Source organism: Micromonospora taraxaci (assembly GCF_007830095.1).
In the GTDB taxonomy this organism is placed as follows: domain Bacteria; phylum Actinomycetota; class Actinomycetes; order Mycobacteriales; family Micromonosporaceae; genus Micromonospora; species Micromonospora taraxaci.
In genome coordinates, this window is sequence record NZ_VIWZ01000001.1 from 1,671,964 (window position 1) to 1,686,255 (window position 14,292).

General features: G+C 71.9%; 14 protein-coding genes. 12 read left to right on the forward strand and 2 right to left on the reverse strand.

Annotated elements, in window-relative coordinates; all coding sequences use genetic code 11:
- The 9 genes from FHU34_RS07950 (at position 1) to FHU34_RS07990 (ending at position 10,438) form a co-directional block, all read left to right on the forward strand.
- A complete protein-coding gene (locus FHU34_RS07950) occupies positions 1 to 1,470 on the forward strand; it encodes a hypothetical protein (protein WP_145779374.1) in 1,470 nt (489 codons plus the stop codon).
- 10 nt (positions 1,471 to 1,480) lie between these two features.
- Entirely contained in the window at positions 1,481 to 2,851 is a 1,371-nt protein-coding gene (mycP, locus tag FHU34_RS07955; protein WP_145779375.1) for a type VII secretion-associated serine protease mycosin, read from the forward strand.
- Between the two features lie 156 nt (positions 2,852 to 3,007).
- Positions 3,008 to 3,820 carry a TIGR03936 family radical SAM-associated protein gene (locus tag FHU34_RS07960; protein WP_145779376.1) on the forward strand — a complete coding sequence of 271 codons (813 nt, stop codon included), beginning with the start codon at positions 3,008 to 3,010 and terminating at the stop codon, positions 3,818 to 3,820.
- 131 nt (positions 3,821 to 3,951) lie between these two features.
- A complete protein-coding gene (locus tag FHU34_RS07965) occupies positions 3,952 to 7,020 on the forward strand; it encodes an Rne/Rng family ribonuclease (protein ID WP_145779377.1) in 3,069 nt (1,022 codons plus the stop codon).
- 117 nt (positions 7,021 to 7,137) lie between these two features.
- The gene (locus FHU34_RS07970; protein WP_145779378.1) at positions 7,138 to 7,617 is read left to right on the forward strand and encodes a hypothetical protein; all 480 of its coding nucleotides are present in this window, start codon (positions 7,138 to 7,140) and stop codon (positions 7,615 to 7,617) included.
- A gap of 166 nt (positions 7,618 to 7,783) precedes the next feature.
- On the forward strand, positions 7,784 to 8,098 hold the full coding sequence (gene rplU / locus FHU34_RS07975) for a 50S ribosomal protein L21 (protein WP_007464063.1): 315 nt from the start codon (positions 7,784 to 7,786) through the stop codon (positions 8,096 to 8,098).
- Between the two features lie 11 nt (positions 8,099 to 8,109).
- Positions 8,110 to 8,364, forward strand: a complete 255-nt coding sequence (rpmA, locus tag FHU34_RS07980) for a 50S ribosomal protein L27 (RefSeq protein WP_007464062.1) — start codon at positions 8,110 to 8,112, stop codon at positions 8,362 to 8,364.
- A gap of 93 nt (positions 8,365 to 8,457) precedes the next feature.
- A complete protein-coding gene (gene obgE, locus FHU34_RS07985; RefSeq protein WP_145779379.1) occupies positions 8,458 to 9,918 on the forward strand; it encodes a GTPase ObgE in 1,461 nt (486 codons plus the stop codon).
- Between the two features lie 70 nt (positions 9,919 to 9,988).
- The gene (locus FHU34_RS07990; RefSeq protein WP_145779380.1) at positions 9,989 to 10,438 is read left to right on the forward strand and encodes a GNAT family N-acetyltransferase; all 450 of its coding nucleotides are present in this window, start codon (positions 9,989 to 9,991) and stop codon (positions 10,436 to 10,438) included.
- A 69-nt stretch (positions 10,439 to 10,507) separates the two neighbouring features.
- Here the strand turns inward: FHU34_RS07990 and FHU34_RS07995 are convergent, their stop codons facing one another.
- Positions 10,508 to 10,999: a DUF4383 domain-containing protein gene (locus FHU34_RS07995; protein ID WP_145779381.1), complete on the reverse strand. Its 492-nt coding sequence runs from the start codon at positions 10,997 to 10,999 to the stop codon at positions 10,508 to 10,510.
- A gap of 231 nt (positions 11,000 to 11,230) precedes the next feature.
- Here FHU34_RS07995 and FHU34_RS08000 point away from each other — a divergent pair, with 231 nt between their 5' ends.
- The 3 genes from FHU34_RS08000 to FHU34_RS08010 are packed head-to-tail and all read left to right on the forward strand — an operon-like array spanning position 11,231 to position 13,198.
- The gene (locus FHU34_RS08000; protein ID WP_145779382.1) at positions 11,231 to 12,052 is read left to right on the forward strand and encodes a hypothetical protein; all 822 of its coding nucleotides are present in this window, start codon (positions 11,231 to 11,233) and stop codon (positions 12,050 to 12,052) included.
- A gap of 31 nt (positions 12,053 to 12,083) precedes the next feature.
- Positions 12,084 to 12,551, forward strand: a complete 468-nt coding sequence (locus tag FHU34_RS08005) for a phage holin family protein (protein ID WP_145779383.1) — start codon at positions 12,084 to 12,086, stop codon at positions 12,549 to 12,551.
- Complete coding sequence (locus FHU34_RS08010) at positions 12,548 to 13,198, forward strand: DUF3618 domain-containing protein (protein ID WP_145779384.1); 651 nt, start codon at positions 12,548 to 12,550, stop codon at positions 13,196 to 13,198. Before FHU34_RS08005 ends, FHU34_RS08010 begins: the two co-directional genes overlap by 4 nt.
- Positions 13,199 to 13,260: 62 nt before the next feature.
- Here FHU34_RS08010 and FHU34_RS08015 read toward each other — a convergent pair whose 3' ends face one another.
- Positions 13,261 to 14,226, reverse strand: a complete 966-nt coding sequence (locus FHU34_RS08015) for a glycosyltransferase family 2 protein (protein ID WP_244311581.1) — start codon at positions 14,224 to 14,226, stop codon at positions 13,261 to 13,263.
- Between the last annotated feature and the right edge of the window lie 66 nt (positions 14,227 to 14,292).

Here is a 14,292-nt window from a genome sequence, read left to right on the forward strand (position 1 = left end):
ATGGCTGGAGGAACCTGGGAGCGGTGCGTCCGTGAGGTGACGCTGTCCGCGGACCCGGAAACCGTCGGTTCGGTCGGAGCGGGGTGGAACAACCTCTCCACCGGCCTGCAACACCTGCGCGACGCGCTGGTCGGCCGATCGTTCGTCGGGCCGATCGCCACCGGTCAGGAACGCCCGCACGTCGGCGGCCTGCCCGGGATGCTCGCCGGTTGGAAGGGCAGCGGCGGTGACGCGTACCGCGAGCACCTGGGCACGATCGGCAAGCAGATCGAGGATCTGATCACCGACGCGACGAACGTCAGTGGCGCCTTGATCCGGATCGAGAGCGACATCCGCAAGTCGGTCTCCACGATCCCGATCCCGCTGATGGACGACTTCGGCTTCAACGAGTGGAGCCTGCCCAACGGCACCGAACTCGACGACGCCCGCGACGGCGAGAGTTCGTCGGGGTTCCTCGCCGCCCTGCGGCAGGACTACCAGAACAACCCGGCGTCGTACGCCGACGGCGCGTTCCGCGACAAGGCCGACGACCTGGAAGCGACGATGAAGGTCGACGGGCAGGCCGGCGACCAGAAGCGGGGCGGCTGGTGGGACACCAAGTCCCACCTGGACAACTGGTACCGGGACAATCAGCAGGCGGCCCACGCGGCCATGTCGCCGCTGCCCGCAGCCGTGTACGCGGAGCGTCCGAAGCTCACCGTGGTCGCGCCCAACACGGACATGAGGGAAGACGACCTCCGTCGCGACACCCGGGTTCCGCCGACGGGCCGGCCCGACGTCGGTGGTGGCGAGTTCGGCGGAAAGCCGGACGTCGGTGGTGGCGGGCCCACCATCGGCAGCAGGCCACCGGGCATCGGTGAGGTAGGCGGTCCGACGTCCGGCGTCGGCCCGTTCTCGCCGACCGGGCCGGGTGGGATCGGGGACGGCTCGCCCTCCGGCACCGGTCAGTTCACGCCCCCGTCGACCGGCTCCGGCTATCCGGATGGCGACGACGGCTACAGCAGCGGCCTGGCCGGAGCGAGCCCGAGCAGCATCGGCGGCCTCGGCGGCGGCCTCGGTGGCTCCGGGGTCGGTAGCGCCGGTCTCGGTGGCGCCGGCGGTGGTTTCGGGGGCGGGCCCGGCGTGGGCTCGGCCGGCGGGATCGGCGCCGGCGGCGGGCTGGGTGCGGGCGGGATCGGCGTCGGCGGCATCCCCGGCATGGTGGGTGGCGGCAACGGCAAGCTGCCGCCGATGACCAGCGCGGCGAACGCGCTGCGTACCGCCGCCGGCGCGGGCGGCGCCGGGCTGGCGGGCGGCGCGCGCGGCGGTGCCGGGATCGCCGGAGCCGGGATGATGGGCGGCGGCATGATGGGCGGCGCGGGCGGGGCCGGGCACGGCGGCGGCAGCGGCTCGGAGCACTCGTCGTGGTTGACTGAGGACGACGATCCGTGGGGCCCTGGTGACGGGGCGTCCCCCGGTGTCCTTCGATGAGGACGGACGGATGACTGTGAACGTCGGAGCGCTCCGGCCGGTGATCGCCAGCCTGCTGGTCGGTCTCCTGGTGGTAGGGGCCGCCCAACCGGCGGCCGCCGCACCCCGGCGGGCCGAGCAGTGGTATCTGGACGAGCTCCGCATCGACCAGGCGCAGAAGATCTCGACCGGGCGGGGCGTGGTCGTGGCCGTGCTCGACACCGGCGTCGAGGCCAACCACCCGGACCTGCGCGGTCAGGTGCTGGCCGGCGGTCGCAGCTACGGCGGCTCCGGCGACGGCCGGACCGACGAGGAGGGGCACGGCACGCACATGGCCGGCATCATCGCGGCGAACAGCGGTGGCCGTGATGGGGTGGACGGCATCGCCCCCGGTGCGAAGATCCTGCCCATCAAACTCCGCAAGGACGGCGAGACCAACACCGCCGCCTCGGTGACCCTCGGCATCCGGATGGCTGTCGATGGCGGCGCCAAAGTGATCAACATGTCCTTCGGTGGCCCGGGCTTCGCCAGCCCCGACGAGGTGAGCGCGATCAAGTACGCGCTGGACCGCGATGTCGTCGTGATCGCCTCCGCCGGCAACACGTCCGAGGGCGACACCTCGGTCATCAACCCGGCCAACACTCCCGGTGTGATCGCGGTGACCGGAACGACCCGGGGCGGCAGATTCTGGTCCGGCTCGGTTCAGGGGCCGGAGGCGGTGGTCGCCGCGCCAGGTGACGGCATCTACAACGCCGCCAACGAGGGCGGGTACGGCTGGGGCGACGGGACGTCCGACTCGGCCGCCATCGTCTCCGGTCTGGCCGCGTTGATCCGGGCGAAGTACCCGGACCTGAACGCTCCGAGCGTGATCAACCGGATCATCCGGACCGCGCGGGACGTCGGCCCGTCCGGACGGGACCCGCAGTACGGCTTCGGGGTGATCGACCCGGTGAAGGCGCTGACCGCGAACGTGCCGCCGGTCACCGCCAACCCACTGCTGGGCTCGGCCGCCGCGACCGACCCGGGTCCGGCCCGCACCGGGGGCGCGGACGAGGAGTTCGACGTCACCCAGCACGGCGACCGCGGTGGCCCCACCGACCAGCAGGTCATGGTGGTGGGCATCGGCATCGCCGTGGTGCTGGTGTTGTTGCTGGGGCTGGCGGTCTTCCTGATCTGGAACCGCCGTCGCTACCGCCGGGAGGCCGCACAGGCTGCCGACATCCCGGACCACCTTCTCGACCAGGCGGGTCCCGGCGCGTACCCGTCGCCCGAGGCGGGTTACGCCCCGCCGCCCGGTTACGCCCCTCCGCCCTCCGGTTACGCCCCTCCGCCGGGGTACGCCCCGCCCTCGAACTACGGCCCGCCGGGCGGTCCGCCGCCCCCACCGCCGATACAGCGGTAACCGATGTCGATCGTGATGGCCGGCTGGTGACCACCGGGTCACTGGCCGGCCACCGGCCTTCGTGGTGGCGGTAACATCCCTGGCGACCGGTTTGCCGCCGTCTGTCGACGCCAACCGACCGCCCCGGTCGCGTACCGTCACGACGCCTGCGCCAGGATGGGTGGACACGCAGGTACCCCCGAGGAGCACACGATCGCCAGAAAGCCTCAACCCGAGGGCGGCCAGGCGCCGGTCGTCCAGCGCGTCCGCATCCGCTACGCCAAGCGCGGGCCGCTGCGGTTCACGTCGCACCGGGACTTCGCCCGGGCGTTCGAGCGCGCGCTCCGTCGGGCCGCCGTGCCGATTGCCTTCTCCCAGGGTTTCACTCCGCACCCGAAGATCTCCTACGCCAGCGCCGCGCCCACCGGGGTGGCGAGCGAGGCGGAGTACCTGGAGATCGGCCTCCAGGCGCCGGTCGACCCGGAGGCGTTGCGGGCCGCGCTGGACGCCGCCCTCTCGCCGGGGCTGGACGTCCTGGACGCCGTGATCGCCGAGGGCGGCAATCTCCCCGACCGGATCGAGGCGTCGCTCTGGCACATCGAGATGCCCGAGGTGGACCCGGCGGTGCTGCGCGCCGCTGTGGATGCCTTCGTCGCCGCCGACGAGGTGTTGGTGGAGCGGATGACCAAGCAGGGCAGACGGACGTTCGACGCCCGCGCGGCTGTGATATCGATCAATGCCTCAGCACCGACGCCGACGCCTTCCGGGGCACCGGACGTCCCGTGTGCGATACTCGAACTGGTCGTGCGGCAGGTCACCCCGTCCGTACGGCCCGATGACGTCCTTTCCGGCCTCCGCGTGGTGGCCGACCTGGAGCCGCCGGTTTCGCCGAGGGTGACCCGGCTGGCTCAGGGCACGTTGACCGCGCAGGGTGCGATCGTGGATCCGTTGGATGCGGACCGCGACGGGGCAGCCATCGTTGGGCACTGACCGACGGTCGGTGCTCTGGCAGGCAGACTTCGGCGGTCGCGCACCTCGCGCGCCCGGCGGAAACACTTTTGCGGCGACCCTGCGTGGCAGCGCTCACCCGCGCCCGGGGTAGCCAGAACTGGAGAACGTCCATGCTCGAGAACGAGCCCGAGGGCGGCGAACGGACCGGTTCACAGCCGGCCGGCGAGACCGCCGATGACAGCACCACGGCAGTCGGTTCGGCTCCGGTGGGGCCGCAGGACGCTGCCGGCGCGGAGAGCGTCGAGCCCGCCGCCCCCGTGCGGCGCACACGGACGACCCGCCGGCGGGCCGCCCCGCTCAACCAGCCGGAGCAGACCGACGCGCCGGTCGAGGCGACCACCGGTGGGGCCGGCAGTGTCGAGTCCCCGCAGGCGGAGGTCTTCGCCCCGGTCTCCGGTGACCTGGATGTCGCCCCGAAGACTCCCCGACGCCGCCGCAAGGCCACTCCCGTCGAGACCACCGCCGACGAGCCGCTGGTCGCCGCCTCGGCGGAGGCGGCGTCGGCCGAGGTGGTTCCGCCGGTCAAGGTGACCCGGACCCGGCGTAAGAAGGCCACACCGGCCGCCGTCGAGGAGCCGCCGGCGACCGAGCAGCCGCCCGCGGCCGAGGAGCCGCTGGCGACCGAGGAGCCGGTCGTCGCCGAGGAGCCCGCCGAGTCCGACCTGCGCGAGGCCGAGGCGGAACTGGACGACACGGAAACCCTGCCGAGTGCGACCGCCGCCGAGCTGGCCTGGACCAGCGGCGCTCAGGACCGTTCGGGCGAGGTGCCGCCGGGTGTGGCGGTTCCCGGTGTCGGCGACGAGCCGAACGAGCCCGCCGAGGTCGAGCCGGAGCAGCCGCGTACCCGTCGTCGGAGGGCTGCCCTCTCCGCGCCCACCGTACTGTTCATGGCGCCCCAGCCGGATGCCGTGCCGGTGACCCGGCCGGTGGAGCCCGCCCCGGTGGCCGAGGAGCCGGCCGTCGAGGAGGCCGCAGAGCCGTCCCGCCGCCGCCGACGCGGTCGTCGGGACGCCGAGCCGGTTGAGCCGATTGAGGCGGTCGAGGCCGAGGAGGCGCCGGTCGAGGAGGCCGAGGAGGCCACCGAGGCGGATGAGGACGACGAGGACAGCGCCGCCGCGCGCCGTCGCCGCCGGCGTGGTCGCCGCGGCCGTGGCCGGGGCAAGGGCGGGGCCGACGACGCCGAGGACGAGGAGTCCGAGGAGGCGGCGCAGGCCGACGAGGAAGAGACCGCCGAGGCCGAGGCCGAGGGCGAGGGCGACGAGGATGAGGAGGCTGAGGGCGGCGATGGCCTGACCCGTCGCCGCCGGCGTCGTCGTCGTCGGGGCGCGGGCGACACGGAGGGCACCGCCGACGACGGTGTCCCGACCGTGGTGAAGATCCGCGAGCCGCGTCGTACGGTCGACGAGGTGCAGGGCGTCTCCGGCTCGACCCGCCTGGAGGCCAAGCGTCAGCGCCGCCGGGACGGCCGCGAGCAGCGGCGTACCCGGCCGCCGATCCTGAGCGAGTCGGAGTTCCTGGCGCGCCGGGAGGCCGTCGACCGGGTGATGGCGGTCCGCCAGCGCGGTGACCGTACCCAGATCGCGGTCCTGGAGGACGGCGTCCTGGTCGAGCACTACGTCACCCGGAACTCCTCCGGCACGATGGCCGGCAACGTGTACCTGGGCAAGGTGCAGAACGTGCTGCCGAGCATGGAGGCGGCGTTCGTCGACGTCGGCCGGGGCCGCAACGCGGTGCTGTACGCCGGCGAGGTCAACTGGGACACGTCCGGCCTGGAAGGGCGGGCCCGCTCGATCGAGCAGGCGCTGCGCTCCGGCGACTCGGTGCTGGTCCAGGTCACCAAGGACCCGATCGGGCACAAGGGTGCCCGGTTGACCAGCCACATCGCGCTCTCCGGCCGACACCTGGTCTACGTGCCCAACGGCAACGCGTCGGGGATCAGCCGCAAGCTGCCGGACAACGAGCGCAAGCGGCTGCGGGACGTGCTCAAGAAGTTGGTCCCGGACGGCGCGGGCGTGATCGTCCGTACGGCCGCCGAGGGCGCCACCGAGGATGAGCTGGCCCGTGACGTCAAGCGTCTGCAGGCGCAGTGGGAGGACATCCAGGCCAAGGCCGCCGAGGGTGGCGCTCCGGTGCTGCTCTACGGAGAGCCCGACCTGGTCATCCGGGTGGTCCGCGACCTGTTCAACGAGGACTTCCGCGAGCTGGTCATCGAGGGCGAGCAGTCGTACGAGATGGTCGAGTCGTACCTGTCGCACGTCTCTCCGGACCTGGTGGACCGGGTGCGTCGACACGTCGGTACGAGCGACGTCTTCGCCGAGTACCGGATCGACGAGCAGATCATCAAGGGTCTGGACCGCAAGGTCTTCCTGCCCTCCGGTGGCTCGTTGGTGATCGACCGCACCGAGGCGATGACTGTCGTCGACGTCAACACCGGTAAGTACACCGGCTCCGGGGGCAACCTGGAGGAGACCGTCACCCGTAACAACCTGGAGGCGGCGGAGGAGATCGTCCGTCAGCTCCGGCTCCGCGACATCGGCGGCATCGTGGTGATCGACTTCATCGACATGGTGTTGGAGTCGAATCGGGAGCTGGTGTTGCGCCGACTCACCGAGTGCCTCGGCCGGGACCGCACCAAGCACCAGGTCACCGAGATCACCTCGCTCGGCCTGGTGCAGATGACCCGTAAGCGGATCGGGGCGGGCCTGCTGGAGGCGTTCAGCGAGACCTGCGAGTGCTGCAAGGGCCGGGGCGTGATCATTCACACCGAGCCGGTGCCGGAGAAGCCGCGCGCCGCTGGTGCGGGGGAGAAGGTCAAGGCTGTCGCCTCGTCGGCGCCGGCCGCTCCGGCCGCCGAGAAGGGCACGACCTCGTCCCGCCGTCGGGCGCGCAAGAACGCCCCGGCCGAGCGGACCGTCGTCGAGGTCGTCGACACCGACACCAGCGCCGAAGCGGACGCCGACTACCAGGACACCATGGGCTACGACCTGTCCCGGTACGAGTCGGACGCCGCTGCCGCTCCGGCGGTCTCCGACAGCCAGCAGGGTGAGTCGGCTCGGCTGGCCGCGGCGGACGACCCGGACGCGCTCGCCGACGGTGATGGCGACGAGGAGACCAGCGAGGGTGCCGGCGGACGACGTCGTTCACGCCGGGGTGGCACCCGTCGCCGGACGCGCCCCTGACCGCCTGACCGGCCAAGTGTTTGACGAGGTCCCTTCCCCGGCAAAGTGACGGGGGAGGGACCTCGCCGTTCCGGCCACCCCGGCCCAGGATCGGTCGACCCGCGTCAGGAGAAGAAGATGCGTCGTCTGCTCGCCGTCACCGCGGTGGTCACCGTGCTCTCCGGCGCGGTGGGGTGCTCCACCGACCGGTCTGGGAACGTTGGGCCGGATGTGACCAGGGTGGCCACCCAGAGCCCGGCTTCCGGACCGGCCAGTAGCGCGGCGGCGGGCGACGCCGAACAGGTCTGCGCCGCCGCCCAACGGGCCAGCACCACCGCCGTCCGGACGTACGTGGCGGAGCTGGGTCGGATGGTCGCGGCGGTGGGCGCCGGCGACAGCACCGCGGCCGAGGTTGCCCGGGGGCGGGCCGAGGCGGCTCTGGACGGCTGGCGGACCGAGCTACGGGAGCAGTCGGAGCGGGCCACCGATCCGCAGCTCAAGACCATGCTCACCGACCTCGGCACCGAGGTGGCCGCGCTCCGCGCCGACGTGGAGTCGATCGACGAGACCGAGCTGGACCGGCTCCAGCAGCGTCTCGACCAGCTCTGCGCGCGCTGACCAGGGCGGGCCGGTTTGGGGTCCGGGCCGGCAATGGCGTACTCTTGCCTGCGGCGCACTTTTGGTGTGCCGAGTTCCCGTGTGCCCGCGCCGCCGTGCACTGCTACCCGGCGAGCCGCCGCGGGGACGACCGCCAGCAGCCTCAACGACAGGGAGTCCGCCTCCGATGTACGCGATCGTCAAGACCGGCGGCAAGCAGTACAAGGTCGCCGAGGGCGACGTGATCGAGGTCGAGAAGCTCACCGGTGCTCCCGGTGACGCGGTGAAGCTCACCGCGGTGCTCCTCGTCGACGGTGACGACCTGGTGACCGACGCGGCAAAGCTTGCCGAGGTCGCGGTGTCCGGCGAAATTGCCGCGCACACCAAGGGCCCGAAGATTCGGATCCACAAGTTCAAGAACAAGACTGGCTACCACAAGCGCCAGGGTCACCGTCAGCCGTTGACCCAGGTCAAGGTGACCGGCATCTCCAGCGGGAAGTAGGTCGTCCTCCAATGGCTCACAAAAAGGGTGCGTCCAGCTCGCGTAACGGTCGTGACTCCGCGGCCCAGCGACTCGGCGTGAAGCGCTTCGGTGGTCAGGTCGTCAGCGCCGGTGAGATCATCATCCGGCAGCGTGGCACCAAGTTCCACCCCGGTGACCTGGTCGGCCGTGGCGGCGACGACACGCTGTTCGCGCTGTCCGCCGGTGCGGTCCTGTTCGGCACCAAGCGCGGTCGCAAGACCGTCAGCATCGTTCCGCAGCAGTAGTTCTCGGGCTAAGCGGGCCGCGGACCTACGGGTCCCGGCCCGCTTAGCTTTTTTCGAAGTGCGGGGTCGGACCTCGCTGGAAGGATTGACACCGTGGCAACGTTCGTTGACCGGGTCGTTCTGCATCTGCAGGCCGGCGATGGTGGGCACGGTTGTGTCTCGATCCACCGCGAGAAGTTCAAGCCCTTCGGTGGGCCGGACGGCGGCAACGGCGGGCACGGCGGCAGCGTCTCGCTGGTGGTCGACCCGCAGGTGACCACGCTGCTCGACTTCCACTTCCACCCGCACGTCAAGGCCGACAACGGCAAGGGCGGTGCCGGCTCGAACCGGGACGGGGCCAACGGCCACAACCTGGTGCTGAAGGTGCCCAACGGCACTGTCGTGCAGAGCACGGACGGCACCGTGCTCGCCGACATGGTGGGTGCCGGCACCACCTTCGAGATCGCGCGCGGTGGGCGCGGCGGGCGGGGCAACGCCTCGCTGGCCAACGCCAAGCGCAAGGCTCCCGGCTTCGCCGAGCTGGGCGAGCCCGGCGACCAGTTGGACATCGTGCTGGAGCTCAAGAGCGTCGCCGACGTCGGTCTGGTGGGCTTCCCGTCAGCCGGCAAGTCGTCGCTGATCTCGGTGATCTCCGCGGCCAAGCCGAAGATTGCCGACTACCCGTTCACCACCCTCGTGCCGAACCTCGGCGTGGTCCGGCTGGACAACCACACCTTCACCGTCGCCGACGTGCCGGGTCTGATCCCCGGCGCGGCCACCGGCAAGGGGCTGGGTCTGGAGTTCCTCCGGCACATCGAGCGCTGCGCGGTGCTGGTGCACGTCATCGACTCGGCGACCCTGGAGCCCGGACGCGACCCGGTCGCCGACATCGACGCCATCGAGGCCGAGCTGAGCCAGTACGGCGGCCTGACCGAGCGCCCCCGACTGGTGGCCGTGAACAAGGTCGACGTGCCGGACGGGCGGGATCTCGCCGAGATCGTGCGCCCGGACCTGGAGGAGCGCGGTTACCGGGTGTTCGAGGTCTCCGCGGCCACCCGGGAAGGGCTCAAGGAGCTGACCTACGCGATGGCCGAGCTGGTCGAGGCGGAGCGCAAGGCCGCGCCGCCCGCCGAGCCGACCCGGGTCGTGATCCGCCCGATGGCAGTGGACGACGCCGGGTTCACCATCACCGCCGAGGCGGACGGCTCGTTCACCGTTCACGGCGTCCGGCCGGAGCGCTGGGTCAAGCAGACCAACTTCGACAACGACGAGGCGGTCGGCTACCTGGCCGACCGGCTGGCCCGGCTCGGGGTGGAGGACAAGCTGGCCAAGGCCGGCGCGCAGCCCGGTGACCTGGTCCGGATCGGTGAGCGCGAGTTCGACTGGCAGCCGACGCTCTTCGCCGGTGTGGAGTTCGTACCCGGTAACCGGGGCACCGACGTCCGCCTGGAGGAAAAGTCGAACCGGGCCTCCGCGGCGGACCGGCTCGCCGCTCGGAAGGCCCGCCGGGTGCGGTCCGAGGACGAGGTGGGCGCGGACGCGTCCGACGACATCGACGAGGACGACGCCGAGTAGTCCGTTGCGCTCCGTGATCGGGTTGATTTCCGGAAACCTCCGCGAAATCCACCGGTCCTAGCGTGGGGTGATGCTGATCGAGTCCCGGCCTGCCACCGATCCGGAGATCGCCGCCCTCGTCGTCGCACAGCAGCGTGAGCTGCGCGAGGCCGACGGCGGGTTGGACGGGCAAATCTTCATGCCGCACGACGACGTCCGCTACCTGGCGGTGGTGGTCAACGGTCGGGCGGTCGCCTGCGGAGGGCTCCAGGCGCTCGACGCCGAGACCGGCGAGGTCAAGCGGATGTACGTCCGGCCCGCGTACCGGGGGCGGGGCGTCGCCCGCCAGTTGCTGGCCGCGCTGGAGGAGTGTGCGTTCCGGCAGGGGCATTCGGTGGTCTGCCTGGAGACCGGCACCTACCTGCCGGCCGCGATCGGGTTGTACACCTCGTGCGGCTACGACCCGATCCCGGTGTACGGCGAGTACGTGGACAACCCGTACAGCGTCTGTTTCGCCAAGCGGCTGCCGGTCGCGGCCTGACGAGGGACTCCTTCGCCGGTCGACTACCTTCGCGACCGCGAGCGTGACTGCGAAACCCGTAGCGCCAGGTCAGTGGCGGTCGGCGGGGCTGTCGAGGCGTCCGCCGGTGCCGGCCTGGTTCGACAGCAGCAGCCCGAGCGCGAGCATCCCGAAGCCGAGCGCGAGGTGCAGCCAGTTGTCGGCGTCGTTGACCGGCAGGATGTTCGCCCCGCCCTCCGGGTTGATGGCCTCGATCACCAGCCCGTAGAGCCAGAGTGCCAGGTAGATCGCACCGCCGGCGGCCAGGAAGACGCGGGCGCCGGCGACGCTGCGGGCCAGCGCCAGGCCGGCCAGCCCGAAGATCAGGTGCACCGCGTTGTGCAGGATCGACACCTGGAACAGCCCGAGGAGCTTGGCCTCCGAGTGGTGTCCGCCGAACCGCAGGTCGCCGTAGTCGGTGGTGATGCCGGGGATGAAGCCGAGGACGCCGATCAGCAGGAAGACGCCGGCGACGGCCAGCGCGGCCACCTGGACCCGGGGCCGGGGGGCGGCCGGTCGGCCACCTCGCGCGTCTCGTGCCATCGCTGCCCCCTCCGTGGATCTGCCAGCCCTCGCGAACCTCGCTGTCCGCAGCGGCGTGGTGACGCAGCCCGACGATCCTCCATTTTGAAGTTGATCCGGCCGGCCGCGCAGAGGAATGCACGAAGAGGTATGGAAGCCGAAACGCAGGGTAGGTGAATGGTCAGCGGTCGTGGCGACGCGACCGCATCCCCCCAGCACAACCGCGACGACTTTCCGAGCGGAAGGGACATCATGACTTACGAAGTTTCACCTACGTCTTCCACGTACGGGCAGCAGTCGGCCAACGGCGGTGGCGTCCGCGAACAGGCGCGCCAGGTTGGTTCCGAGGCCGCGCACGCCGGCGGCGCTGTCGCACAGACCGCCAAGGAGCAGGGCGCCGAGGTCGGCCGTGAGGCGGCCCGGCAGGCCCGCAACCTGTACGGCGAGGCCCGCACCCAGCTCGCCAGCCAGACCGGTGAGCAGCAGCGCAAGGCTGCCGGCGGGCTGCGTTCGCTGGCCGACGAGATGCGCTCGATGGCCGAGCAGGGTGGCCAGGCCGGCCCGGTGACCGAGCTGGCCCGCCAGGCCGCGGACCGGGTGCACGGTGTGGCCGGCTGGCTGGAGGAGCGCGAGCCCGGTGACCTGATCACCGAGGTCCGCGACTACGCACGGCGCAACCCGGGCACCTTCCTGGTCGGCGCGGCGGTCCTTGGTGTGCTCGCCGGTCGGCTGACCCGCAGCATCTCCGCCGCTGGCGACGACTCCGGCAACGGATCCTCGACCTACCGGGGCGCCGGGGCGTACGACCCGGAGCAGACCGCCGTGATCCCGACGCCGCCCCCGGCGCCGCGCACCACGCCGGACGCTGTCCCGCAGAGCGGATACGCCGACCCGACTCCGGGCAGCTACGCCGACCCGACTCCGGGTGGCTACACCGACCCGACGCCGGGCAGCTACGCCGAGCCCACCCGGGGCGACTACCCGCAGCACTCCGGCACCGGCCAGCCGCTGCCGCCGGTGACCCAGACCGACCCGCTGCCCGGCGTGCCGTCCACCGGCAGCCCCCGTCCGTGAGCCCGCGAGTTATCCGAAGGGAGGCGACGGCATGACCATGCCGACGCAGGGGCCCGGACCGGGCTCCGGCTACCACCCCGACGCGGGTGCCCCGCACACCGCCGACGAGGTGCGGAACAGCTCGTTGGGTGACTTGATGCGTCAGGTCACCACCGACCTGTCGACGCTGATGCGTCAGGAGGTCGAACTGGCCAAGGCGGAGATCCGCCAGGAGGGCAAGAAGGCCGGCAAGGCCGCCGGGCTCTTCGGCGGCGCCGGCTTCGGCGGCTACATGGTGGCGCTCTTCGTGTCCATCGCCGTGTGGCAGTTCCTCGACAACGTCATGGACTCCGGCCTGGCCGCGCTGATCGTGGCCGTGATCTGGGCCACGGTCGCCGCCGTCCTCTACTCCATGGCCAAGAAGAACGCCCAGCACGTACGCGGGCTCAAGAAGACCAACGACAGCGTGCAGCGGATCCCCGACGCGCTCAAGCCGCACCCGGAGGGAGTCACCCGATGAGCACCGATCCCGATCAGATCCGCCGGGAGATCGAAGCCACCCGTAACAGCCTCAGCTCCGATGTGGACGCGTTGGCGTACAAGGTCAGCCCGAGCCGCATCGTCGACGACCGCAAGCAGCGGGCCCGCTCCGCTCTGCAGAATGTGAGGGACAAGGTCATGGGAACCGCGTCTGACCTCGGCCACGGCACTGGCCACGCCGCCCACTCGGTGGGCGACCGTGCCTCGTCGGCGGCCTCCAGCGTCAGTGACGCCGCGCAGTCGGCGGCTGCCACCGTCAGCGACGCCGCCCACAGCGCGCCGCGGGTGATCCGGCAGAAGTCCCAGGGCAACCCTCTCGCCGCCGGTCTGATCGCGTTCGGCGTCGGCTGGCTGGCCTCGTCGCTGATCCCGGCCTCCCGCCGTGAGCAGCAGGCCGCGACCCAGCTCAAGGAGCGGGTCAGCGAGCACAGCGGCGCGGTGACGGAGAAGCTGAGCACGGTGGCGAACGAGCTCAAGGAAGAGCTGCGCGAGCCGGCCCAGCAGGCCGCCGAGTCGGTGAAGTCCACCGCTCAGGACGCGGTGCACGCGGTCAGGGACGACACGAAGTCCGCCGCGCACGACGTCAAGGACCAGGCCCAGCAGGCCCGGCACCAGGTCAGCCCCTGAACCGGGCCGATCACCGTTGCGACAGCTCGCGGCCACCCCGGTGACCGCGAGCTGTCGCGCTGTCAGGGGCTTTGACGCCGCCCCTGGTGGGTGCGCAGGGAACGTGTCCGGTGGGCGGCCAGGCGGATCCGGCCGTCGCCGTACCGGACGCCCCCGAGCAGGAACCGCTGGGCGACAGCGAGCCAGCCGCACACTCCGCGCTCCAGCAGCCAGACCGGTGCCGCCAGCGCCGTCGTCGGAGGGAAGACCGCGGTGCCGCCCGCTCGGCGGCGACCCGCCTCGGCGAGGGCGACGGTGCCGGCCGCCGCGCCGAGCACCAGCGCGGGCCGCCGGGCCGCGACCGCCGCGGCCAGTGCCGGCAGGACCGCGAGCGCGGTCAGCAGACGCGCCGGCTGGGCCAGGTCGTCGTACGCCTGACGGACCCGTTGGCTCCGGAAGTGCGCGGCGTCCGGAGGCAACCGGCGTACGTACAGCCAGGCCGGCGTCGCCTCGGAGCGGTCGTACGCGCGCATGGTGCGGATCAGTTCCAGGTTCTCGAAGAGCACGTCCGGGTCGTACCCGCCGATGGCGAGGAACGCGCTGCGACGCACGGCGAGGGTCCCCGGGTAGTCCGCGCCGAGGGCCCTGTTGAGCAGCGTCCGGCCGGTGTCCCACCAGGCGTGCCAGGGCAGCGGGTCGAAGTAGTTCTGCGGGCGGACCAGGTCGACCTGGTCGAGCAGGAGGTGTACGGCGGTCAGCCCGGCCTCGTCGTACCGGACGTCGTCGTCGGCGATCACCACGTGTTCGTGCTCCGCCGCGCGTACGCCGGTGCGGACGCCGAGCACCTTCCCGTTGAGCCCCGCGCCTGTGGTGTCGGGTGGGAGGTGCCGGACCAGCCCCGCCCAGGCGTCGGCGTGCCGGGCGAAGAGGTCCGGTGTTGAGCCGTCGACCACGAGCACGTCGACCCGGTCGGCCAGCCAGCGCAGGTAGTCGGTCAACTCGGCGAGGCCGCTGTCGGAGTGCCAGCGCAGCGGCAGCACGTACGTCATCGGCAGGCGGACCGGCCGAGCCGGCGCCCGTCGTACCTCTGCACGCCGTGGTTGATCGCGCACGGG

Bases quoted from the DNA above. Each gene is read 5' to 3' on its own strand.
- FHU34_RS07950 (WP_145779374.1), top strand. From the start codon at position 1: ATGGCTGGAGGAACCTGGGAGCGGTGCGTCCGTGAGGTGACGCTGTCC.
- mycP (WP_145779375.1), top strand. From the start codon at position 1,481: ATGACTGTGAACGTCGGAGCGCTCCGGCCGGTGATCGCCAGCCTGCTG.
- FHU34_RS07960 (WP_145779376.1), top strand. From the start codon at position 3,008: ATGGGTGGACACGCAGGTACCCCCGAGGAGCACACGATCGCCAGAAAG.
- FHU34_RS07965 (WP_145779377.1), top strand. From the start codon at position 3,952: ATGCTCGAGAACGAGCCCGAGGGCGGCGAACGGACCGGTTCACAGCCG.
- FHU34_RS07970 (WP_145779378.1), top strand. From the start codon at position 7,138: ATGCGTCGTCTGCTCGCCGTCACCGCGGTGGTCACCGTGCTCTCCGGC.
- rplU (WP_007464063.1), top strand. From the start codon at position 7,784: ATGTACGCGATCGTCAAGACCGGCGGCAAGCAGTACAAGGTCGCCGAG.
- rpmA (WP_007464062.1), top strand. From the start codon at position 8,110: ATGGCTCACAAAAAGGGTGCGTCCAGCTCGCGTAACGGTCGTGACTCC.
- FHU34_RS07990 (WP_145779380.1), top strand. From the start codon at position 9,989: ATGCTGATCGAGTCCCGGCCTGCCACCGATCCGGAGATCGCCGCCCTC.
- FHU34_RS07995 (WP_145779381.1), bottom strand. From the start codon at position 10,999: ATGGCACGAGACGCGCGAGGTGGCCGACCGGCCGCCCCCCGGCCCCGG.
- FHU34_RS08000 (WP_145779382.1), top strand. From the start codon at position 11,231: ATGACTTACGAAGTTTCACCTACGTCTTCCACGTACGGGCAGCAGTCG.
- FHU34_RS08005 (WP_145779383.1), top strand. From the start codon at position 12,084: ATGACCATGCCGACGCAGGGGCCCGGACCGGGCTCCGGCTACCACCCC.
- FHU34_RS08010 (WP_145779384.1), top strand. From the start codon at position 12,548: ATGAGCACCGATCCCGATCAGATCCGCCGGGAGATCGAAGCCACCCGT.
- FHU34_RS08015 (WP_244311581.1), bottom strand. From the start codon at position 14,226: ATGACGTACGTGCTGCCGCTGCGCTGGCACTCCGACAGCGGCCTCGCC.